Source organism: Halopseudomonas sp. T1L2, assembly GCF_055397385.1.
In genome coordinates, this window is the sequence record NZ_AP040865.1 from 1,421,613 (window position 1) to 1,440,410 (window position 18,798).

The 18,798-nt window shown below is 59.7% G+C and carries 20 protein-coding genes and 5 tRNA genes; 12 read left to right on the forward strand and 13 right to left on the reverse strand.

Annotated features, from left to right (window positions below; all coding sequences use genetic code 11):
* Positions 1–68 precede the first annotated feature (68 nt).
* Positions 69–1,010: an endonuclease gene (locus ACZ5WQ_RS06635; protein ID WP_233049811.1), complete on the reverse strand. Its 942-nt coding sequence runs from the start codon at positions 1,008–1,010 to the stop codon at positions 69–71.
* 262 nt (positions 1,011–1,272) lie between these two features.
* On the opposite strand from ACZ5WQ_RS06635, the gene dusA reads away from it, so the two are divergent.
* Both dusA and tal read left to right on the forward strand, forming a co-directional pair.
* Positions 1,273–2,289 (forward strand): tRNA dihydrouridine(20/20a) synthase DusA, encoded by a 1,017-nt coding sequence (gene dusA / locus ACZ5WQ_RS06640; RefSeq protein ID WP_464383415.1) that lies wholly within the window; start codon positions 1,273–1,275, stop codon positions 2,287–2,289.
* A 59-nt stretch (positions 2,290–2,348) separates the two neighbouring features.
* The gene (gene tal, locus ACZ5WQ_RS06645) at positions 2,349–3,299 is read left to right on the forward strand and encodes a transaldolase (RefSeq protein ID WP_464383416.1); all 951 of its coding nucleotides are present in this window, start codon (positions 2,349–2,351) and stop codon (positions 3,297–3,299) included.
* Here the strand turns inward: tal and rssC are convergent.
* Positions 3,288–3,776, reverse strand: coding sequence for an anti-sigma factor antagonist RssC (rssC, locus tag ACZ5WQ_RS06650; protein WP_088274321.1), 489 nt, complete (start codon positions 3,774–3,776; stop codon positions 3,288–3,290). The two genes, tal and rssC, sit on opposite strands and share 12 nt — an antisense overlap.
* On the reverse strand, positions 3,776–4,966 hold the full coding sequence (locus ACZ5WQ_RS06655) for a PP2C family protein-serine/threonine phosphatase (RefSeq protein WP_464383417.1): 1,191 nt from the start codon (positions 4,964–4,966) through the stop codon (positions 3,776–3,778). Before ACZ5WQ_RS06655 ends, rssC begins: the two co-directional genes overlap by 1 nt.
* Before the next feature lie 230 nt (positions 4,967–5,196).
* Here ACZ5WQ_RS06655 and ACZ5WQ_RS06660 point away from each other — a divergent pair, with 230 nt between their 5' ends.
* On the forward strand, positions 5,197–5,502 hold the full coding sequence (locus ACZ5WQ_RS06660; protein ID WP_160003140.1) for a PilZ domain-containing protein: 306 nt from the start codon (positions 5,197–5,199) through the stop codon (positions 5,500–5,502).
* 24 nt (positions 5,503–5,526) lie between these two features.
* On the opposite strand, the gene ACZ5WQ_RS06665 is transcribed toward ACZ5WQ_RS06660, so the two are convergent.
* Complete coding sequence (locus ACZ5WQ_RS06665) at positions 5,527–6,255, reverse strand: MlaA family lipoprotein (RefSeq protein WP_464383418.1); 729 nt, start codon at positions 6,253–6,255, stop codon at positions 5,527–5,529.
* Between the two features lie 102 nt (positions 6,256–6,357).
* Here ACZ5WQ_RS06665 and ACZ5WQ_RS06670 point away from each other — a divergent pair, with 102 nt between their 5' ends.
* The 3 genes from ACZ5WQ_RS06670 to ACZ5WQ_RS06680 all read left to right on the forward strand — a co-directional run bounded on the left by ACZ5WQ_RS06670 (position 6,358) and on the right by ACZ5WQ_RS06680 (position 7,763).
* Entirely contained in the window at positions 6,358–6,792 is a 435-nt protein-coding gene (locus ACZ5WQ_RS06670) for an acyl-CoA thioesterase (protein WP_088273954.1), read from the forward strand.
* A gap of 63 nt (positions 6,793–6,855) precedes the next feature.
* Positions 6,856–7,410, forward strand: a complete 555-nt coding sequence (locus ACZ5WQ_RS06675) for a hypothetical protein (protein WP_233049814.1) — start codon at positions 6,856–6,858, stop codon at positions 7,408–7,410.
* Between the two features lie 74 nt (positions 7,411–7,484).
* The gene (locus ACZ5WQ_RS06680; protein WP_088273952.1) at positions 7,485–7,763 is read left to right on the forward strand and encodes a DUF4404 family protein; all 279 of its coding nucleotides are present in this window, start codon (positions 7,485–7,487) and stop codon (positions 7,761–7,763) included.
* A 41-nt stretch (positions 7,764–7,804) separates the two neighbouring features.
* On the opposite strand, the gene queF is transcribed toward ACZ5WQ_RS06680, so the two are convergent.
* Genes queF through ACZ5WQ_RS06695 form a run of 3 tightly spaced genes read right to left on the reverse strand, consistent with a single transcriptional unit; the run spans position 7,805 to position 10,403 of the window.
* Positions 7,805–8,641 carry an NADPH-dependent 7-cyano-7-deazaguanine reductase QueF gene (gene queF, locus ACZ5WQ_RS06685; protein WP_464383419.1) on the reverse strand — a complete coding sequence of 279 codons (837 nt, stop codon included), beginning with the start codon at positions 8,639–8,641 and terminating at the stop codon, positions 7,805–7,807.
* Positions 8,642–8,691: 50 nt separating this feature from the next.
* Positions 8,692–9,468, reverse strand: coding sequence for an ABC transporter permease (locus ACZ5WQ_RS06690; protein ID WP_464383420.1), 777 nt, complete (start codon positions 9,466–9,468; stop codon positions 8,692–8,694).
* A gap of 2 nt (positions 9,469–9,470) precedes the next feature.
* Complete coding sequence (locus ACZ5WQ_RS06695) at positions 9,471–10,403, reverse strand: ABC transporter ATP-binding protein (RefSeq protein ID WP_088273949.1); 933 nt, start codon at positions 10,401–10,403, stop codon at positions 9,471–9,473.
* A 228-nt stretch (positions 10,404–10,631) separates the two neighbouring features.
* On the opposite strand from ACZ5WQ_RS06695, the gene ACZ5WQ_RS06700 reads away from it, so the two are divergent.
* From ACZ5WQ_RS06700 to ACZ5WQ_RS06710, 3 genes are all read left to right on the forward strand, one after another.
* Positions 10,632–11,942, forward strand: a complete 1,311-nt coding sequence (locus tag ACZ5WQ_RS06700) for a spinster family MFS transporter (protein ID WP_228246594.1) — start codon at positions 10,632–10,634, stop codon at positions 11,940–11,942.
* 244 nt (positions 11,943–12,186) lie between these two features.
* Positions 12,187–14,655: an acyl-CoA dehydrogenase gene (locus tag ACZ5WQ_RS06705; protein ID WP_285677414.1), complete on the forward strand. Its 2,469-nt coding sequence runs from the start codon at positions 12,187–12,189 to the stop codon at positions 14,653–14,655.
* 104 nt (positions 14,656–14,759) lie between these two features.
* Positions 14,760–15,161, forward strand: coding sequence for a PA2817 family protein (locus tag ACZ5WQ_RS06710; protein ID WP_233049817.1), 402 nt, complete (start codon positions 14,760–14,762; stop codon positions 15,159–15,161).
* Between the two features lie 115 nt (positions 15,162–15,276).
* Here the strand turns inward: ACZ5WQ_RS06710 and ACZ5WQ_RS06715 are convergent.
* From ACZ5WQ_RS06715 to ACZ5WQ_RS06735, 5 genes are all read right to left on the reverse strand, one after another.
* A tRNA-Gly gene (locus ACZ5WQ_RS06715) sits at positions 15,277–15,371 on the reverse strand.
* Positions 15,372–15,423: 52 nt separating this feature from the next.
* A tRNA-Gly gene (locus ACZ5WQ_RS06720) sits at positions 15,424–15,499 on the reverse strand.
* A gap of 17 nt (positions 15,500–15,516) precedes the next feature.
* A tRNA-Glu gene (locus ACZ5WQ_RS06725) sits at positions 15,517–15,592 on the reverse strand.
* 187 nt (positions 15,593–15,779) lie between these two features.
* Positions 15,780–15,855, reverse strand: a tRNA-Gly gene (locus ACZ5WQ_RS06730).
* Between the two features lie 17 nt (positions 15,856–15,872).
* Positions 15,873–15,948: transfer RNA gene (locus ACZ5WQ_RS06735), tRNA-Glu, on the reverse strand.
* A 16-nt stretch (positions 15,949–15,964) separates the two neighbouring features.
* Between ACZ5WQ_RS06735 and ACZ5WQ_RS06740 the strand changes: the two genes are divergently transcribed.
* The 3 genes from ACZ5WQ_RS06740 to ACZ5WQ_RS06750 all read left to right on the forward strand — a co-directional run bounded on the left by ACZ5WQ_RS06740 (position 15,965) and on the right by ACZ5WQ_RS06750 (position 17,849).
* Entirely contained in the window at positions 15,965–16,273 is a 309-nt protein-coding gene (locus tag ACZ5WQ_RS06740; RefSeq protein ID WP_228247425.1) for a hypothetical protein, read from the forward strand.
* Positions 16,274–16,289: 16 nt separating this feature from the next.
* A complete protein-coding gene (locus ACZ5WQ_RS06745) occupies positions 16,290–17,054 on the forward strand; it encodes a hypothetical protein (protein ID WP_335598690.1) in 765 nt (254 codons plus the stop codon).
* Between the two features lie 135 nt (positions 17,055–17,189).
* Complete coding sequence (locus tag ACZ5WQ_RS06750) at positions 17,190–17,849, forward strand: glutathione S-transferase family protein (RefSeq protein ID WP_228247423.1); 660 nt, start codon at positions 17,190–17,192, stop codon at positions 17,847–17,849.
* Positions 17,850–17,864: 15 nt separating this feature from the next.
* On the opposite strand, the gene ACZ5WQ_RS06755 is transcribed toward ACZ5WQ_RS06750, so the two are convergent.
* A complete protein-coding gene (locus tag ACZ5WQ_RS06755) occupies positions 17,865–18,743 on the reverse strand; it encodes an ATP-binding protein (RefSeq protein WP_464383631.1) in 879 nt (292 codons plus the stop codon).
* Positions 18,744–18,798: the final 55 nt, after the last annotated feature.

The following is an 18,798-nucleotide window of genomic DNA, read 5'->3' on the forward strand; positions in this document are numbered from 1 at the left end:
TGATCACGATGCTATCAACGGGGTGAATGGCGGCGTCACCGCAGAGCCCAGCGCCTGGCAGACAGGTACTAACGGCAGTTGCCCGCCTTGCTGAAGCCCGCCCTCTGCGCCTGCTCTTCACTCTCAAAATGCACCTGATTACGCTCCGCGACTCGATCGTAGCTCGGGCAGCCGTCCGGCAGGTGATATACCCGGCTGTTACGATTGCCAATAATCACACCTGATCTGAAGGCTGCCGGTTGACCAACCTCCCGCGCTGCCGATGCCAGACCGGAACGGGAAGGCCGATAGCCGCGTGTCCAAACGGCTGCACCTGTCACAAACGGATTTTCATGACCCATCACCCGCGCGGTACGATCACTCCATTCGCGCTCCCACTCGCTCACCGGATACTGCCGGTCCCAGGCCATCAGCAATTGCTGCTGCTGACGGGACATCGACAACCCATAACGGTCGTACATGTAAAAATGCACCCGCGCCACCAGCCCCTTGACCTCATCCCGCGGCTCGGCAGCACGCCCCTTGAAGTCGACCTTTGACGGGCAGGCACCATACTGCGGCGATACCCCGCGCACCATCGCGTACTGGTAGTTGCTGCGATCGCCGTTAACCTCGCCGACGGCGGGATAGAGGTTGAACAGATCAGCCTCCATGGCACGGAATACCGGGTCCTGTGCCGTACAATTGCGCCGACCACCGCTCTGCCAGCACTGGCGCTGATGACCGAATACCCAGGCCGGCACAATATGCTCCCATTCAATGCGCTCGGCCCGGACCTGCTGGGCCCGGGTTTCATAGCCGCAGGAATCGGCATCAATTCGCCCCCCGGATCGCCCTACCCAGTCCCAGCGACAACCGCAGTACAGGTCACCCTGCTCCAGGGCAAACTCATCAAAGAAAATATGCCGCTTGGCCACGGCCTTGGCCGCGGAGAAACCCTCGGGCGCATCGGCAAATACATGGGGAACAACGCACAGCAGAACAAAAAGGGAAACGATCAGAGACTTCATAAACACTGAGCTTTTGCGAAAAGGGTCGCATTGTAAGGATGCAATCGTGACAGGGACAGCAATCGATACAGACCAGCTCAGGCTCGGCGCCAAAGGCATAGCAGCCCCGCCGATCGGACAAGCTGCCGCCGAGCGCCGACTTTCCTGATAAACTGCCCGCCCCCAGCCCGGCGGACACCATCGCAGGCCTCTCACAGCATCAACGCCAGCAACGCGCAAAGGGGTTGGCAGCAGAACTCAGTAACCTAACAGGCAGTCAGAAATGCACCCAGAATCACCATCCAGCCCAGTAACCACGCGGCAAGAGCCCAATCGCCGCTTCAGCGTTGCGCCGATGATGGACTGGACTGATCGCCACTATCGCTACTTTGCGCGGCTTATCAGCCGGCACGCATTGCTGTATACCGAGATGGTGACAACCGGTGCAGTGCTGCATGGTGATCCCGAGCGGTTTCTGGGATACAGCGCCGAAGAGCAGCCGCTGGCGTTGCAATTGGGCGGCAGTAATCCGCAGGAGCTGGCTCAGTGCGCGGTGCTGGCCGAGCGAGCCGGCTACGCCGAAGTCAACCTGAACGTCGGCTGCCCCAGCGACCGGGTGCAGAACAATATGATCGGCGCCTGCCTGATGGCGCATCCGGCGCTGGTGGGTGACTGTGTGAAGGCGATGCAGGATGCCTGCAGCACGCCGATTACGGTCAAGCATCGCATCGGCATCAACGGCAGAGAGAGTTACGAAGAACTGTGCGATTTCGTTGGCACTGTTCACGCCGCAGGCTGCACCAGCTTCACAGTGCATGCGCGCATTGCCATTCTGGAGGGGCTGTCGCCGAAGGAGAATCGCGAGATACCGCCGCTAAAGTACGAGGTGGTGCATCAGCTCAAGCGCGACTTCCCGCAGCTGGAAATCATCCTCAACGGCGGCCTGACCGACCTGGATGTCATGCAAGCGCAGCTTGACCACGTTGATGGCGTCATGGTCGGTCGCGAGGCGTATCACAACCCCTGGTTGCTATCCGAGGTAGATCGCCGCTTCTTCGGTGATGACCATCCTCTGCCATCGCGGATCGAGGTGATGGCACTGATGCGCCCGTATATCGAGCGCCACATCGCCGCCGGCGGCCAGATGCACCACATTACGCGCCATATGCTCGGGCTGTTCCAGGGCTTACCCGGCGCGCGCCACTTCCGCCGCGAGCTGAGCACGACCATTCATCGCACCGACGAGCCGCTGGCGCTGTACGATGCGCTGCTGGAACAGATGCAGGCACGCGTTGGCTGATTGCGGCTGTCAAAGCCTATGAGGTAAGGTCGGAGCATACTAGGGAGTACCACCGCACCATGACCTCAAAACTCGAAAGCCTGAAACAACACACCCTGATCGTCGCCGACACCGGCGACATCGACGCCATCCGCCAGCACCAGCCGATCGACGCGACCACCAACCCCTCACTGCTGCTCAAGGCTGCAGGCCTGCCCAGCTGCGCGCCTCTGCTGGAGCGTTCAATCGGCGAGGCAAAAGACAGCACAGAGCCGCTTGGCAACGCCTGTGATCGCTTTGCGGTAGCGGTTGGCAGTGAAATCCTGGGGCTGATCCCGGGTCGCATTTCTACCGAGGTGGACGCGCGCCTGTCGTTTGATCAGGACGCGACCTTTCGCAAGGCCTGCGAGCTGATCGAGCTGTACGAACGTGCCGGCATCACCCGTGATCGGGTACTGATCAAGATTGCCGCCACTTGGGAAGGGATTCAGGCCGCCGCCGCGCTGGAACGCGAAGGTATCCAGTGCAACCTGACGCTGCTGTTCTCGTTTGCGCAGGCCCAGGCCTGTGCCGATGCCGGGGTCTATCTGATTTCGCCCTTCGTGGGCCGAATCTATGACTGGTACAAGCAGCACGAAGGCCGCGACTTCAGCGGTTTCGATGATCCGGGCGTGCAATCGGTGGCGCGCATCTTCCGTTATTACAAGGCGCACATGTACGAGACAGTCGTGATGGGTGCCAGCTTCCGCAACACCGGACAAATCGAAGCCTTGGCCGGCTGTGACCGCCTGACCATCAGCCCGCAACTGCTGGAGAGCCTGGCCGATCAGGCCGGCACACTGACGCCGTCACGATTGCTGCGCGAAGGGGCTGTCGACCCGCGTGTCGAGCTGGATCAGATCGGCTTTCGCTGGGCTCACAATGAGGACGCCATGGCGACCGAGAAGCTGGCTGAGGGAATTCGGGCTTTCGCGGCAGACCAGCTCAAGCTGGAACAGTTGGTTGCAAGCAGGCTGGGCTTAGCTGTCTGACTTTTCCAGTGCACTGACCAGGTCGCGAAACGCTTCACGGTTACTGTCGTTGAGGTCCATCAGAATGCGATGGGCCTCCAGCACCTTGTGTTTGACCTTGTCTTCGGAAAGCATCTGCGCCGGCAAATCCTGCAGCTCCTCGCAGGTCGGCGTGGATTCGGACACGATATTGAAGACCTGATCAAACCCCATGCTCTGCAGCAGGCGGTTCATGTCTTCATGGTTGGATACCAGCGTCGGCAAAAAACCAACCTTCTGCCGCGACAGGATTGAAAGCTTGGCAAGCAGCCCCAGCGAGGTGCTGTCGATGCACTCGGTCTCTGTCAGATCGATCACAATGGCCTTGAAAGTCAGCACACTGAAGATCTTTTCGATATAGGCATCCAGCGCCGCACACAGCGTCAGGCGCACGTCACCGATAAACTTGAGCACAAAGGTGCCTTGCGCTTCCGCAAACTGAATCTTGCCAGTCGTCATCATTCTGCGTTCCTGCTCAACACCAATACGGATATATCATCGGGCATCGTCCTATCGGGCCCCAGCCCGAGGGACGCCATGATACCTTGCATGCGGCCATCCTGCTCGGCTATCAGCACAGGAAGACACGCTTCCTTCTCCTTCAGGGTAGCCCCTTGCAGACAGTCCAGCACACCATCGGAACACAAGGTAAGACTGAAGCGCTCCGGCAAAGGGATGGTCTGATCCTGATACTCGGCATCCTCGAACAATCCTACCGGCCGCCCCTTGCCTGTCAGATAGTGCGCCTCGCCATCGGCGTAGATCACCGGCAGCGGCAGGTGGCCACCAATACTGTAGGTCAGCGTCTGGTCCTGCTCATCAATCACACCACCGAGCATGGTTACATGCTTGCCAAGCTTGCAGCTGATCAGGCTGCGGTTGATGTGGCCCAGCACGTCTGAGGGCTTGAACTCGATACGCCCCTGGCCTTCCAGCTTGCGACGCTCATAAAGCAAACGGGTGGTCATGAACTTGAGCAACACGGTCACGAAGGCAGAAGAAGACCCATGCCCGGACACGTCTGCCAAATAGAACGCCAGCTGCGAGTCGGATACCCGGAAATAGTCAACAAAGTCCCCCGAGAGGTACAACGACGGAATCAGCTTGTGCTCAAGGGTGTACTCGCCACTGACCCAGGGTGTGACAGGCAGCATGTTGAGCTGCACCTGATGCCCGGCAGCCTGATCGTCACGCAGCTCCTTGAGGTGGACCTCAAGCTCGCGGTTGGCACGTTCAAGCCGCTCGCGAATCCGTTCGTTCTCCAGACGCAGGCGATAACGGTCAAGCGCTCGCCGCACCGCGTGCTCCAGTACCTCGGGGTCATTCAGGGGATTGAGGAGAAAGTCGCTGGCACCCAGTCTGAGCGCCTGCACCACGTCGTTCATTGCGCCGTCAGCCGACATGACAATAACCGGGGCGCCATGCGCCGACTCGGTCATCTGGCGAACCAGCTCAAAGCCCTGATTGTCGCCGAGTTGCAGATCACACAGGATCAGCTCGGGATGCCGGGTGTTGAACAGGGTCAGGCCGCTACCAGCGTTCGTCGCCTGGAGCACGTCATACCCGTTCCCTTCCAACAGTGCCGACAGACTCTGACGAGCCTTGTCGTCGTCATCGATCACCAGCAGTGTGGTGCCTGGAGGCTGCATAGAATCCCTACGTCATTGTCGCTGCGCGCATCATTCGCGGCGACCACAGGGTGATTTGGATAAACCGGAAATAACCCGGCGTTTTCAAGGGGGAAACACTACTCCCATCCGTTGCCGCAAGCAACCGTTGCAGAAGGACCGCAGGGTGCTTGTCGAGGTCTCGACTCGGAACTAGGATGACGGGTAGAAAACCAGAAAAACCGACATATCTGCCAGAGCCGGAGTCGCCGATGTCGTTTCATGATCAGCAGTACAGTGAGAAGCGTGATTTCATGCGTATGACGGTGGAAACTGCCGCCACACTTACCTTTGGTGCCGATAACCATTCGTGCGACGTTATTTGCCGCGACCTTTCCAACCAGGGAGCCCAGGTCACGGCGGGTGAAGCCGTCGCCGCTGGCACGCTCATCACCCTGTCGATTCCCTCACCCACCCCCGGCATGCAAGGGCTGCAGGCCAAGGGAGAGGTAGTACGCTGCCAGGCAGAGAACAACGGCCGCTTCAGTATCGGGCTGCGATTCGACAGCCTGAACTGAGACAGCCGTGCCCCACCCCGGCGATCAGAACTCGTCGGGGACGTTACCGTCACGCACCTTGTATTCGCGATTCTGAAGATAGGCATTGCGAACAAAGGTGTAGCGATCTCCGGTAATCAGGCGCTCCTGATCCAGCAGACCACTGCGGATATCGACCGTCTCCAGCGCAAACATCTGGTTACGAACGCGCACGTCGTTCATGTAGCCGGTGTAGGTGTAATTGAAGAAGTTCTCCGGAAGCTTCGACGCCGTATCGCGCACTGTATTGGGCCCGAGGAAGGGCAAAACCAGATACGGCCCGCTCTCAACCCCCCAGTAACCAAGGGTCTGCCCCAGGTCCTCATCGTTGCGCTCCAGCCCCATGCGAGTAGCCACATCCACCAGACCGAAGCCACCCAGCAAGGTGTTGAACAGGAAGCGCGACATGTCGACACCGGCTTCGTTGAACTTGCCCTGCAGGCCATTGTTCAGGAAGTTGGCCGGCTCTTCGAGGTTGTTGAAGAAGTTGCCCACCCCATCGCGCATAAATTGCGGAGTTACCGCCTTGTAGCCCTTGGCAACCGGCTTGAGCGTATAGCGGTCTACCGTATCGTTGAAGCTGAAGGTGACGCGATTGAAACGCTCCCACGGATCCGGATCCGCATACTCCGACGCGTAATCGTCGTAGTCATCGGCAGCAAAAACGGGTGTAATACAGGTCAGCGACAGCGCCGACAACACCATTGCCAAGGCTCCTGTATTCAACAGATTCATCAGCGGTTTCTCCATTCTTCGCTTTTGAGATGCAGTCGCCGAAGGGCTCTGCGGGCCTGCCAGTGTAATGCATAATTTCCATGAATTTCAGCGATATTTACCATGACCGATCCGAACAAGACCCTGCTCTATACCACCGAAATCCCCATTCGCTATGGCGATATGGACAGCAACCAGCACGTCAACAACACCCGGTATTACCAGTATCTGGAAGACGCCCGCATCGAGTGGCTGGACGGCCTGGGAGCGCCCCGACGTGAGGTAGGCCAGGGCCTGGTGCTGCTGACCTGCACCCACCATTTTCTGAAGCCGGCCTTCCACCCGGGCACCATCATTGTTGAGCTGTACGCCGGCGTGGTTGGTCGCACCAGTCTGACGCTCGAGCACAAGCTTTACATCAAGGGCCAGCCCGATGTGATCGGGTACGGCGACGTCAAGATGGTCTGGATTACTGTCGACAATCAGCGCCCGATTCCGGTACCCAACAGCGTTCGGCTTGCCATGGGAGCCGAGCCGCTGGACGAAGCCGGGTCATAAATCTGACACATTTTGCAACCATCATGTGCGGTCAACACGCGTTTGCGACCAGGAGCACCGCACATGACCGCACAGCAGATCGAGGCTGTTCTCTTCGATCTTTCAGGCACCTTGACAACAGCCCGATCGAACGCCAGCGCCGCCACATTGCTGCCGCAGGCAATTCCTGCCCTGGAGCGGCTGCGCCATGACGACATCCGCACCGGCCTGATTATTCAAGCTCCTGACCATCCGTTCGCCTCGCTGGACGCGCTAACCGACGCCACCGTTCGCAGCGACGACCAGCTGCGCCCCTTCCCTGCGCCCGACCTTCCCGCCGCCGTTGCCGTGCGCCTCAAGGCCAGCGCCCTGAAACGCTGCGTTCTTGTGAGCGGCTGCGCCGACGGCATCAGCGCGGGGCTCAACGCCGGCCTTTGGACGGTTGGCACCGCACTCAGCGGCGCTCTGGACCGACATGGCAACGAGCGCTGGGCAACACTGACACATGACGAACAGGATCGCATACGGCTGCAGGCAACCATGACGCTGATGAACGCTGGCGCTCACTATGTCATTGATGACATTAGCGAACTTGACAGCTGTCTGCGGGATATTGCGCTGCGTCAGACAACGGGCTGATTGGCGCAAAAGCGGCGGACGTCGTATTGATCTGGGGGTATAGTGGAACCAAACCGGATGGACAGGAGAACCGTATGCCCTCAGATCGTTTGAAGTCTCAGCTGGAGTCTTTGCAGCAAACACTGAATGAAAGCAACTCGCCGCTTAGCAGCGAAGAGCACGAAGCCCTGCAGGCGCTGGCAACCAGCCTTGAGGCACGACTGCTGAATGAAACCACGGATCTGCAAGTTGATGAAGACCCAAGCCTGGTGGACGGCGTCAACCTGATGGCCGAACAATTCGAGGCCCGTCACCCCACCCTTGCAAGTACCCTGCGCAGCGTGATGCAGAGCCTGGCCGACATGGGCATCTGACAATCCCGGTGCTCCGCTGCGGCGGAGCACCGGTACTTTTCCTACTGTCGCGCCAATCGCAGGTTTTCCGGCATGCCGGGTTGCGTTGAGCGCCAGGGATTGATGTCCAATCCACCCCGACGAACATAGCGCGCATAAACCGTCAGCGACGCCCCTTCACCCAACTGCTTGAGAATATCCAGGAAGATACGTTCCACGCATTGCTCGTGGAAATCCGAGTGCTGCCTGAACGAAACCAGGTAGCGCAGCATAGACGCGTGATCGAGTTGAGGCCCGCTGTAGCTGATCTGCACAGAACCCCAATCCGGCTGACCTGTCACCGGGCAGTTGGATTTCAGCAAATGACTGTGAAGGACCTCGGTCACCGGCCCTGCGTTGGGTGCAAGGGTCAGCAGCGACGGATCGTAACTGTACTCGGATACCTCAACCTCCAGATCATCGACACAGGTACCGGGCAATACCAGCAAACCCGCCTGATGCAGCTGCTGCATGCTCAGCAAGCGGACCATGACCGGCCCCTGCGCCGCAACCGACAGGTCGGTTTCCAGCGTCTTCAACAGGTCGTGGCGATCACGAAAAACCGTCTGATTGAGTGAGTTCAGGTACAGCTTGAAGGACTTGGACTCGACAATCCGCGCCGCCTTGATCGGGAACACGAACTCGGCCGCAGCCACCACGGGCTTGCCAGAGGGTGTCAGCCAGGACAATTCGAAGCAGTTCCAGATATCAGCGCCGTGAAACGGCAGTTGCTGCGGATCCAGCCCCAACTCCTGCCATTTCGGCAGTCGTGAGATTGGATACAGCAGCGACGGCGTGTAAACGCTGATGTAGGTACTGGACTTGCCCAGCGGCGACTCGGTCGCAGGATGATCAGACATGGAATACCCCGGGGATCGACAACGGGCCGCCGGCTGACGGCCCGCGCCCATTATTGCCGCATACCCGTGCCTCTGACCAGCAACCAGTAGCTCACGCTGTAGAGCACCACGGTAAAGATAGCCATGATGATCAGGGCAGTCGCGATTGGAATATCGGACACCCCGAGAATGCCGTATCGGAACGCGTTGACCATATGCAGAATCGGGTTGACCTGCGACACCGCATGCCAGAACGGCGGCAACAGGTTGATCGAGTAGAATACCCCACCCAGATAGGTCAGCGGCGTCAGCACGAAGGTCGGCACGATCGAGATATCGTCGAAGGTCCGGGCGAATACCGCGTTGATAAAGCCGCCGAGCGAAAACACCAGCGAGGTAAAGAAGACCACCACAATGGTCAGCCAAACGTGCTCAACACGCAGCTTGGTGAAGAACAGTGACGTCAGCGTTACGATCAGCCCGACGGCCAGCCCGCGGGCAACACCGCCAAAGGTGTAGCCAAGCAGGATCACATGCGGCGACACCGGAGCGACCATCAGCTCCTCAATGGAGCGCTGAAATTTGGTACTGAAGAAACTCGAGACCACGTTGGAATAGCTGTTGGTAATCACCGACATCATGATCAGGCCCGGTACGATGTAATCGATATAACGGAACCCGCCCATCTCGCCAATGCGACTGCCGATCAGGTGACCAAAGATGACGAAATACAGCGTCATGGTGATCGCCGGCGGGAGCAATGTCTGCGCCCATATCCGGGTAAAGCGGCGAATCTCCTTGGTCAGGATGGTCGTGAATGCCACCCAGCCCTGTTGCCAGTACTGCATGCTCAGGCCCCCTTCTTCTCGGCGTTTTCATCCACCAGCGTAAGAAACAACTCCTCCAGCCGGTTACTTTTGTTGCGCATGCTCACCACCTCGATTCCGGACTCTGTGAGCGCTGCAAACAACGCATTCAGACCTTGCGCCTTGTCCACCTGCACCTCAAGCGTATGCTCGTCAACGAGTCGCGCCGCGTAACCTGCCAGTGCCGGCGCGTCGGTCAGGGTCTGGCGCGTATCGAGCAGGAAGGTTTCGACATGCAGCTCTTTCAGCAGCGCACGCATGCTGGTGTTATGAATGATCCGGCCCTCATCGATAATCGCGATGTGGCGGCACAGCTGCTCAGCCTCTTCCAGATAGTGCGTGGTCAGCACAATGGTGATGCCTTGGGCATTGATCTCCTGAAGGAACTGCCACATCGAGCGGCGAATTTCGATATCCACGCCGGCGGTGGGCTCATCCAGAATCAACAGTTTGGGCTCGTGGATCAGCGCGCGGGCAATCATCAGCCGACGCTTCATGCCACCGGACAGCATGCGAGAGGGTACGTCGCGTTTTTCCCACAACCCAAGTCGCTTGAGATAATGCTCGGCGCGCTCACGTGCACGGGCCAGCGGGATGCCGTAATAGCCGGCCTGGCTGACCAGAATGTCGATTACCTTCTCGAACTGACTGAAGTTGAACTCCTGCGGCACCACCCCGATGCAGCGCTTGGCTGCAAGCAGCTCGCGATCAATGTCATGCCCGAAGATGCTGACTTCGCCTGCCGACTTGTTGACCAGAGAAGACAGAATGCCGATCGTCGTCGACTTGCCTGCCCCGTTGGGCCCCAGCAGAGCAAAAAAGTCGCCCTCGCGCACCTCCAGATCGATGCCCTTGAGAGCGCGCATTCCGGTGGCATAGGTCTTCTCAAGCCCCCGGATACGTATAGCTGCAGTCATGCCTTGCCTCACGCTTGGAAGTGGAGGGCTAACTATGGGGGCAGATACGCAGGAATCAAGTCCAACTGCTGGCACCTCGAGGAATTCGCACCCAAACTGCGAATACAGATACCGCTGTGCGGAATAAGCGGCTTACAATTTTGCTACAAATGCAGCCATGCGGTTGATTGTTACGATCTGCGGGACAACGTATTCTCGCCGCAGAACAACAAACGCCGGAGACAACACATGGCCCAAACGCCAGACACCGCGGCTGACACGCAAGACGTCAGTCATCGCATTACCCCCGCCTATCGACGCTACGCGTTGTTGATTCTGGTCCTGGCCTACACGTCCAGCCACGTCGACCGCAACATCGTCGGTATCCTGATCGAACCCTTGAAGGCCGACCTGTTGCTGTCGGACACCCAGCTGGGCTTCCTGTCCGGCATCGCCTTTGCCCTGTTCTACGCAACCCTGGGTATTCCGATCGCGATCTTTGCCGACCGCTCCAACCGCCGCAACATTATTGCCTGGTCCATTGCCATCTGGAGTGCCATGACTGCGGTGTGCGGTCTTGCGCAGAACTTCTGGCAACTGGCCATCGCCCGCATTGGCGTCGGCATCGGTGAAGCCGGCTCGAGTCCGCCGTCGCACTCGATGATTGCCGACCTCTATCCGAAGGAGCAACGCTCCAGCGCCATGTCGATCTATGCCCTGGGCGTCTACCTCGGGATCATGATTGGCTTTATCGTCGGTGGTTTTGTCGCTGAATGGTGGGGCTGGCGTGCTGCCTTCTTCGTGGTTGGTCTGCCCGGCATCCTGATCGCCCTGCTGGTGCGTTTCACCATGATCGAGCCGCCGCGCGGCTTCGCGGATGGCGTCAAGCCGCCGCCGATGGGCAAGGTCAACATCAAGGCCGGTTTTGCCGTATTGTGGCGCGTGCGCACCACGCGCCACGTGGTTTTGGGGGTTACCCTGACGGCACTGGTCGGTTACGGCACCATCGTCTGGAACCCGGCGTTCCTGATTCGCAGCCACGGCCTGACTCCCGGCCAGGTAGGACTGTTCCTTGGTCCGCTGATGGGCGTCGTTGGCGGCCTGGGCGCCTGGATTGGCGGCATGCTGGCAGACAAACTGGCAGCACGCGACGCCAGCTGGAACGCATGGATTGTCGGCCTGGCCAAACTGCTGGCGATTCCCTTCATCATTGCCTTTTATATGGTAGACAGCACCTTCTGGGCGCTGGTTGTGTATTGCCCGGCGGTCTTCCTTGGTGCCTTCTATCTCGGCCCCAGCTTCGCCATGATCCAGAGCCTGACCCCGCTGCGCAGTCGCGCCCTGGCCTCGGCCATCATGCTGCTGGTACTGAATCTGGTCGGCCTGGGCCTGGGCCCGCAACTGATCGGTATTGTCAGTGACCTGGTCAGCGGCCCGTTCGGCTCCGACAGCCTGCGCTATGCCCTGATCGGCGCGGCATTCGTCAACATCTGGGCCTGCGCGCACTACTATCTCGCCGGCCGCACTATCCGTCAGGACCTCGACACCGTCGACGGCTGACGCCTCCGTTACGGGCGCCTTATGGCGCCCGTAATACCCTGTCACTGCTCCACTCCCGCCCCTCCCACCCAAACCGGCTATGCTGAAAGGGTGCTGAATAACGATATTTCTCCGCAGTATCACCACACATCGCCCGGCACCGAGCGCGTCATCACCTGCGTCCGCCGGGGATCGAAGGTCGAACGGAATTTTTCAGCACATCCTCTGGTCTGCAGAGATGTACCGAAAAGGAGTGCGTATTATGATGACCCTGCTTTGGCTGATCGGCCTGCTACTGTGTATCGCCGGCCTGGCCTACATCCGAACGAGCCTGCTCAATGCCACCATCGGCGTAGCAGCCTATCTCGCCGTAATGACGCTACTCGGCTCCACCCACTGGCTGCTTGATCTGCTGTTGTGGGCTGTATTCCTTGGCATTGCCGTACCGCTCAACCTGCCGGACTGGCGTCGCCAGAGTATCAGCGCGCCCTTGCTCGGCTGGTTCCGCAAGGTACTGCCGCCGTTATCGGACACCGAACAGCAAGCCCTGGATGCCGGCACCGTCTGGTGGGACGGCGAGCTGTTCAGCGGTCGCCCTGACTGGGGCAAGCTGCACAACTTCCCGACCCCGCGCCTGACCGAAGAGGAGCAGGCATTTCTTGATGGCCCGGTTGAACAGCTGTGCCAAATGACCAACGAGTGGCAAGTCACTACCGAATTACAGGACCTGCCACCGAACGTCTGGCAATTCATCAAGGACAACGGCTTCTTTGGCCTGATCATCCCCAAGGAGTACGGCGGCAAGGGCTTCTCGGCCTTCGCCCACTCCCAGATCGCGATGAAACTGGCCAGCCGCAGCGGCGATCTGGGCTCGACAGTCATGGTGCCCAACTCGCTCGGCCCTGCCGAGCTGCTGATGCACTACGGCACCGAGGAACAGAAACAGCACTACCTGCCCCGTCTGGCCCGTGGCGAAGAGGTCCCCTGCTTTGCCCTGACTGCGCCTGAAGCCGGGTCCGATGCCGGAGCCATGCCCGACAAGGGCATTATCTGCAAGGGCCAGTGGAACGGCGAGGAAGTCATCGGCCTGCGCGTTACCTGGGAGAAGCGCTATATCACCCTAGGCCCCGTGGCAACGGTGCTGGGCCTGGCCTTCAAGGCCTATGACCCGGATCACCTGCTCGGCGACGAAGAGTCGCTTGGCATCACCCTTGCGCTGATTCCCACCAACACCGAGGGTGTCAACATCGGGCGACGCCACTTCCCGCTCAATGCTGCCTTTATGAACGGTCCCAACTCGGGCACAGACGTATTCATCCCCATGGATTACCTGATCGGTGGGCAGGAACGCATCGGTCAGGGCTGGATGATGTTGATGAACTGTCTGTCGGTCGGGCGCTCTATCTCGCTGCCGGCCGGCAGCATTGGCGCTGCCAAGATGGCCAGCATGACCACCGGCGCCTATGCCCGCATCCGCCAGCAGTTCAATCTGCCCATCGGGGAGTTTGAAGGCATTCAGGAAGCGCTGGCCCGAATCGGCGGCAACACCTATGTTATGGATGCCGCGCGCACCATGACCGCCGGCGCCGTCGATCTGGGCGAAAAGCCCTCGGTGCTGTCCGCAGTGGTCAAGTACCACCTTACCGAGCGCATGCGCCAGTGCATCAACGATGCCATGGACGTGCACGGCGGCAAGGGCATCTGCATGGGCCCGCGAAATTACCTCGGCCGCGCCTATCAGTCCGTGCCGATCTCGATCACCGTCGAGGGCGCCAACATTCTGACCCGCAACATGATGATCTTCGGCCAGGGCGCCATTCGCTGCCATCCTTATGTCCTGCGGGAAATGCAGGCCGCCGCACTGGACGATCACAACGAGGCCCTGACCCACTTTGATCGACTGCTGTTCGAGCACATTGGCTTCTCGCTCAGCAATGCGTCCGCCAGCCTGCTGCTGGGCCTGACCGGTGGACGTCTGGCCGGCGTGCCGGACTACCCGCAAACCCGCCGTTACTACCAGCAGCTTTCACGTCTGGCGGCTGCTTTTGCCACGCTGACAGACTGCACCATGCTGATGCTGGGCGGTGAGCTGAAACGCCGTGAGCGACTCTCCGCACGCCTGGGCGATATCATGAGCAATCTTTATCTTGCCAGCGCGACCCTCAAGCACTTCGACGACCAGGGGCGCCAGGAGGAGGATCTGCCCTTCGTACAGTGGGGACTGGAAGACCTCCTGCATCGGATCGAAACCAGCCTGCACGAGGTGCTGCGCAACTTCCCGAACCGATCGATGGGCTGCCTGCTTCGCACCATTATCTTCCCGCTCGGTCGCAGGCTTGATCCGCCGAGTGACCGGATCGGCGCCGAAATAGCCCGCCGCCTGATGCGCCCGGGCGCCTCACGTGATCGGCTGATTGCCGGCTGCTATCAGAGCGCGGATCCAAACGACGTAACCGGCCTGCTCAACAGCGCGCTGAGCAAAGTCATCCTCGCCGATCCTATCGAAGCACGCCTGCACAAGGCCCTGCGCTCGGGCGAGCTTGACCATGACAGCGATGCCGATACGCTGGCAGTTGCAGCCGAAAGCGGCGTGATCAGCCCGGAGGAAGCCGAACTGGTGCGCGAGGCTCGTGCTGCGCGCCTGGCGGTGATTACCGTCGATGATTTTTCGAAGGAAGAAATGACTCCGCATAAACCCGCTCGCCGCAAGGCTGGCAAAACCGAAAGCACCTAGCGCGACAGGTGGCCGGCCACAGCGCCGGCCACCCTCTGCGCGCGCCGCGCGGTGTGGCTCGCAACCTGATAGACTCCCCGCCATTGCGCTATCAGGAGTCCTCCATGAACAACACACTCGGCTATCACGACTATCACCTGGCTCTGTTGCAGAGCCTGTACGACACCATCCGCGCCCAGTCGGCACTGCTTGAACAGCTACCGGAAGAAAGCAACGAGCTGTTTATGGAGCGTTTCAATGAGCTGCTGAACCAGCTCCAACAGGGCAATCACGATGATATGTATCTGGGCCAGGATATCCTCTGCCAGATTATCGCCCGCTACCCACAGATCGCCCACCTGATTCCCCGCGACCTGCTCTGGTACTTTGGCGGCGACTGCCTGCACTTCATGCCTGACGAAGAAATCGCCCAATATCAGTTGCTGGATGAACACCGCGCCGAAGCGGAAGCCCGCGGCGAACCCTTCGACTGGGAGCAGGCCCGCCAGTTGCTGCAGGCGCGCTGAGGCGATTACCGGCCTTGCCCCGTTGAGGCAAGGTCGGCCCTGCCGCCTGCCCTTGCTGCGCGCCCGAATTTCGGGCACAAAAAAACCGTCTCAAGGGAGGTTTTTTTGCTGAATCTGGAGCGGGAAACGAGACTCGAACTCGCGAGGCTACCCGCCCAGCCCCGACCTCGGCAAGGTCGCGCTCTACCAACTGAGCCATTCCTTTTGCGCCCGAGTTTCGAGCACAAAAAAACCGTCTCAAGGACGGTTTTTTTGCTGAATCTGGAGCGGGAAACGAGACTCGAACTCGCGACCCCGACCTTGGCAAGGTCGTGCTCTACCAACTGAGCTATTCCCGCAAATCTGACGCCGAAAATGGCGTCCCCTAGGGGACTCGAACCCCTGTTACCGCCGTGAAAGGGCGGTGTCCTAGGCCACTAGACGAAGGGGACGTATCCGGACTTCTCTATGCCGAGTATTACCTCTGGCTACCTGCAACGTGTTGTTCGCTGCAAGTGGCGCGCATTTTATGCGTCACCCGCGACCTCGTCAACAACTAATATTAAGCATCTTCAACAAAACCCGAATCGCGTACGGGCACAAAAAAAACCGCCTCAAGGACGGTTTATTTGTTGAATCTGGAGCGGGAAACGAGACTCGAACTCGCGACCCCGACCTTGGCAAGGTCGTGCTCTACCAACTGAGCTATTCCCGCAAATCTGACGCCGAAAGTGGCGTCCCCTAGGGGACTCGAACCCCTGTTACCGCCGTGAAAGGGCGGTGTCCTAGGCCACTAGACGAAGGGGACGTATCCGGACTTCTCTATGCCGAGTATTACCTCTGGCTACCTGCTGCGTGATGTTCGCTGCAAGTGGCGCGCATTTTATGCACCGCCCGAAACACCGTCAACCCCTCAAGCTGATATTTTTTCAGGTTTTTTTGCTGCGCACAGCAGGCTAGCAACAACTCGCATCGACCATGCACGGCAGCCTGCGCAGCTCACACCCGCGCGCCCAAACCGGGAAAAAAGGCTTGTCCGACCGATTTCAGTCGGCCATGATGCGAAAGTGACATTGATCTGCAGTGAAATCAGGTCAGTATCGACACCGGTTATCGTTAAAGCTCCGACTTAAAAAGAGAGACAAGAGCGTGTCCCCATTACTCATTGGCGGTCTGCTGGCGGGAGGGTTGATCATTCTCGTCTGCGTGGGATTCATAAGCCACAGCCTCGAGCGCAACAGGCTGGAGCGCGCTCGCCAGGTCGCGGAACTGAATGCGCGCATCAAACTCAGCCGGCAGGCCATGGCCAGCATCCCCGGCCAGTTCATGCCACCAGAACTCGCAAAGGTAATTCTGGAGATTGAGACGGCCCTGCTGGAGCGGCTTTGTCGTATCGGCAAATCTGCCGATGCTGCCCAGCGTCTGGAACAAACCCGGGCAACCATTGCTGAAGGTAAGCTGCCCAGCAACCCCGTTGCCGAGCTGGACAGTGAAGCCAAGGGCAAGGAAGCTCGGCTGCAGCTGGAAAACCTGTTCAAGCAGTTGCAGCTGGCAGAACAGGACCGGCTAATCGACAACGCCACCTTCAAGCAGGCGGGCGGTCAGGTGCGCCGGTTCCTGATCAGTGCCACACTGGATACCTTCAATGCAACCGCCAAGCTGGGCATGCAGCAAGGCAAACCGCGAGTGGCCAAGTTGCAATACGAGCGCGCCATCGCCTTTATTACTCGGCTGAATAACCCGGGGCTGGCGAAACATCTGGAGCAGTACAAGCGCCTGCTGCAACGTGCAGAAGCAGCGGTGGTAGAACAGAACCGGGCCGATGAAGGTCAACCCAGTGAACTGACCGCCGGCCTCGCCGAGCTGGAATCGGAAGACGCCGGCTGGCAAAAGAAAGCCGTCTACGACGACTGACGCAGCGGGCAGACGCCCGCGCTGCCTGCACGTTCAGCGAAAGCGGCCAATATCCTGGGATTCTCCCCTGTGAACCACACTCGCTCGGCGCCAAAGCGCGCCGACGTCCTGACCCAACAATACCGGAGCCCTGACATGGCCTTGACTCTCTATGGCGCCATCTTGTCCCCCTTTGTGCGCAAGGTGCGCATCCTGCTGGCGGAACATCAGATCCCCTACGAGCACACGTTCATTCCGCCCCGCGGCCAGCCGGACTGGTACTACGACATCAGTCCACTCGGGCGCATACCAGCGATTGTTGATGGCGACGTCAAGCTGGCGGACTCTGCGGTCATAGCCCAGTATCTGCAGGACAGCCGCGGCGGCCCTTCGCTCTACGGCAGCACGCCGGAAGAAGCCGCCCGCGTTCGCTGGCTGGAGAAATATGCCGACTATGAGCTGGCACCGCACTGTACCTTTGGTGTGTTCTTTCCCCGCATCGTCGCTTGCAGCGTCGGAGAGCCCGCCGATGAAGCCAGGGTGCAGGCATCGCTGAACGAGCACCTGCCGCCGCTGTTCGACTACCTGGAGCGTGAACTCGGAGAACGGCGTTTCTTTCTCGGCGACCAGTTCAGCATGGCCGATATCGCTGTCGTCTGTCAGTTGATCAACATGGCCCACGCTGGCGAGCTGATAGACGAAGCGCGCTGGCCCGGACTGGCCTCACTGCTGAGCCGCGTCACCGCACGCGAGAGCGTCTCGGCCCTGCTTCCGGCCGAGCATCAACTGGTCGCCAAGCTCAGCGGTCGCATGTAACGCTGATTCCCCGCGTCAGTTGCCGAGCAACTGACGCCCCACCCAGGAACGGGCAAACTGATAGGCGCAGCGGCCATTGCGATTGCCCCGCCCCGTCGCCCAGCGCAGGGCCTCAAGCTGCAGCTGCTCGTCCCATTGCCACTGCAATCCGTACTCGCCAGCCAACTGACCCAGCCATTTTTGCACCACCGCCAGGTAATGTTCCTGACTGAAGGGGTAAAAGGAAACCCAAAGACCGAAGCGGTCCGACAGCGCGATCTTTTCCTCGATCGCTTCGCCCGGATGAATCTCTCCATCAACCTGTCTGGCGGACAGATTGTCACTGTTGTGCTCGGGCAGCAGATGGCGCCGGTTGCTGGTGGCATAGAGCAGGATATTTTCCGGGCTGGCTTCGACGGTACCGTCCAGGACCGTCTTCAGCGCCTTGTAGCCACTGTCATCCGCCTCAAAAGCCAGATCGTCACAGAACAGCACGAAGCGCCAGGGCTGACCGGCAAGTAGCGGCAGGAGCGCAGACAAATGCACCAAATCGGCCTTGTCTACTTCAATCAGACGCATCCCGGCTTGCGCGTACTCACTGAGCAGCGCCCGGACCAGTGAAGACTTGCCCGTGCCGCGCGCCCCCCAGAGCAGCGCATTATTGGCCGGCAGGCCGCGAACAAACTGGCCGGTATTGCTCTCCAGCAACTGCTTTTGGCGATCAACACCCACCAGATCGTCCAGCCGCAAACCGAGACCGACCTGCAGCGGACGCAGTTGGCACAGCTGCCCTTCCATGCTCCAGCGCGCGGCGAAGGTACTGCTCCAGTCAACCGCAGAGGGCGTCGCCGGCAAGGTGCGCTCGAAGCGATCGATGAAGTCCGCGACACGCTGCATGAACTGCTCGCTACTCATGCCCGACATGGGTTTCTCCTTTGGCCGTCAAACGTGCAAGAATGCCACGCCAGCG

Bases quoted from the DNA above. Each gene is read 5' to 3' on its own strand.
- ACZ5WQ_RS06675 (WP_233049814.1), top strand. From the start codon at position 6,856: ATGACCGCACAGCAGATCGAGGCTGTTCTCTTCGATCTTTCAGGCACC.
- queF (WP_464383419.1), bottom strand. From the start codon at position 8,641: ATGTCTGATCATCCTGCGACCGAGTCGCCGCTGGGCAAGTCCAGTACC.
- ACZ5WQ_RS06710 (WP_233049817.1), top strand. From the start codon at position 14,760: ATGAACAACACACTCGGCTATCACGACTATCACCTGGCTCTGTTGCAG.
- ACZ5WQ_RS06670 (WP_088273954.1), top strand. From the start codon at position 6,358: ATGACCGATCCGAACAAGACCCTGCTCTATACCACCGAAATCCCCATT.
- ACZ5WQ_RS06755 (WP_464383631.1), bottom strand. From the start codon at position 18,743: ATGAGTAGCGAGCAGTTCATGCAGCGTGTCGCGGACTTCATCGATCGC.
- ACZ5WQ_RS06700 (WP_228246594.1), top strand. From the start codon at position 10,632: ATGGCCCAAACGCCAGACACCGCGGCTGACACGCAAGACGTCAGTCAT.
- ACZ5WQ_RS06690 (WP_464383420.1), bottom strand. From the start codon at position 9,468: ATGCAGTACTGGCAACAGGGCTGGGTGGCATTCACGACCATCCTGACC.
- ACZ5WQ_RS06655 (WP_464383417.1), bottom strand. From the start codon at position 4,966: ATGCAGCCTCCAGGCACCACACTGCTGGTGATCGATGACGACGACAAG.
- dusA (WP_464383415.1), top strand. From the start codon at position 1,273: ATGCACCCAGAATCACCATCCAGCCCAGTAACCACGCGGCAAGAGCCC.
- rssC (WP_088274321.1), bottom strand. From the start codon at position 3,776: ATGACGACTGGCAAGATTCAGTTTGCGGAAGCGCAAGGCACCTTTGTG.
- ACZ5WQ_RS06750 (WP_228247423.1), top strand. From the start codon at position 17,190: ATGGCCTTGACTCTCTATGGCGCCATCTTGTCCCCCTTTGTGCGCAAG.
- ACZ5WQ_RS06665 (WP_464383418.1), bottom strand. From the start codon at position 6,255: ATGAATCTGTTGAATACAGGAGCCTTGGCAATGGTGTTGTCGGCGCTG.
- ACZ5WQ_RS06680 (WP_088273952.1), top strand. From the start codon at position 7,485: ATGCCCTCAGATCGTTTGAAGTCTCAGCTGGAGTCTTTGCAGCAAACA.
- ACZ5WQ_RS06695 (WP_088273949.1), bottom strand. From the start codon at position 10,403: ATGACTGCAGCTATACGTATCCGGGGGCTTGAGAAGACCTATGCCACC.
- ACZ5WQ_RS06635 (WP_233049811.1), bottom strand. From the start codon at position 1,010: ATGAAGTCTCTGATCGTTTCCCTTTTTGTTCTGCTGTGCGTTGTTCCC.
- tal (WP_464383416.1), top strand. From the start codon at position 2,349: ATGACCTCAAAACTCGAAAGCCTGAAACAACACACCCTGATCGTCGCC.
- ACZ5WQ_RS06705 (WP_285677414.1), top strand. From the start codon at position 12,187: ATGACCCTGCTTTGGCTGATCGGCCTGCTACTGTGTATCGCCGGCCTG.
- ACZ5WQ_RS06740 (WP_228247425.1), top strand. From the start codon at position 15,965: ATGCCGAGTATTACCTCTGGCTACCTGCTGCGTGATGTTCGCTGCAAG.
- ACZ5WQ_RS06660 (WP_160003140.1), top strand. From the start codon at position 5,197: ATGTCGTTTCATGATCAGCAGTACAGTGAGAAGCGTGATTTCATGCGT.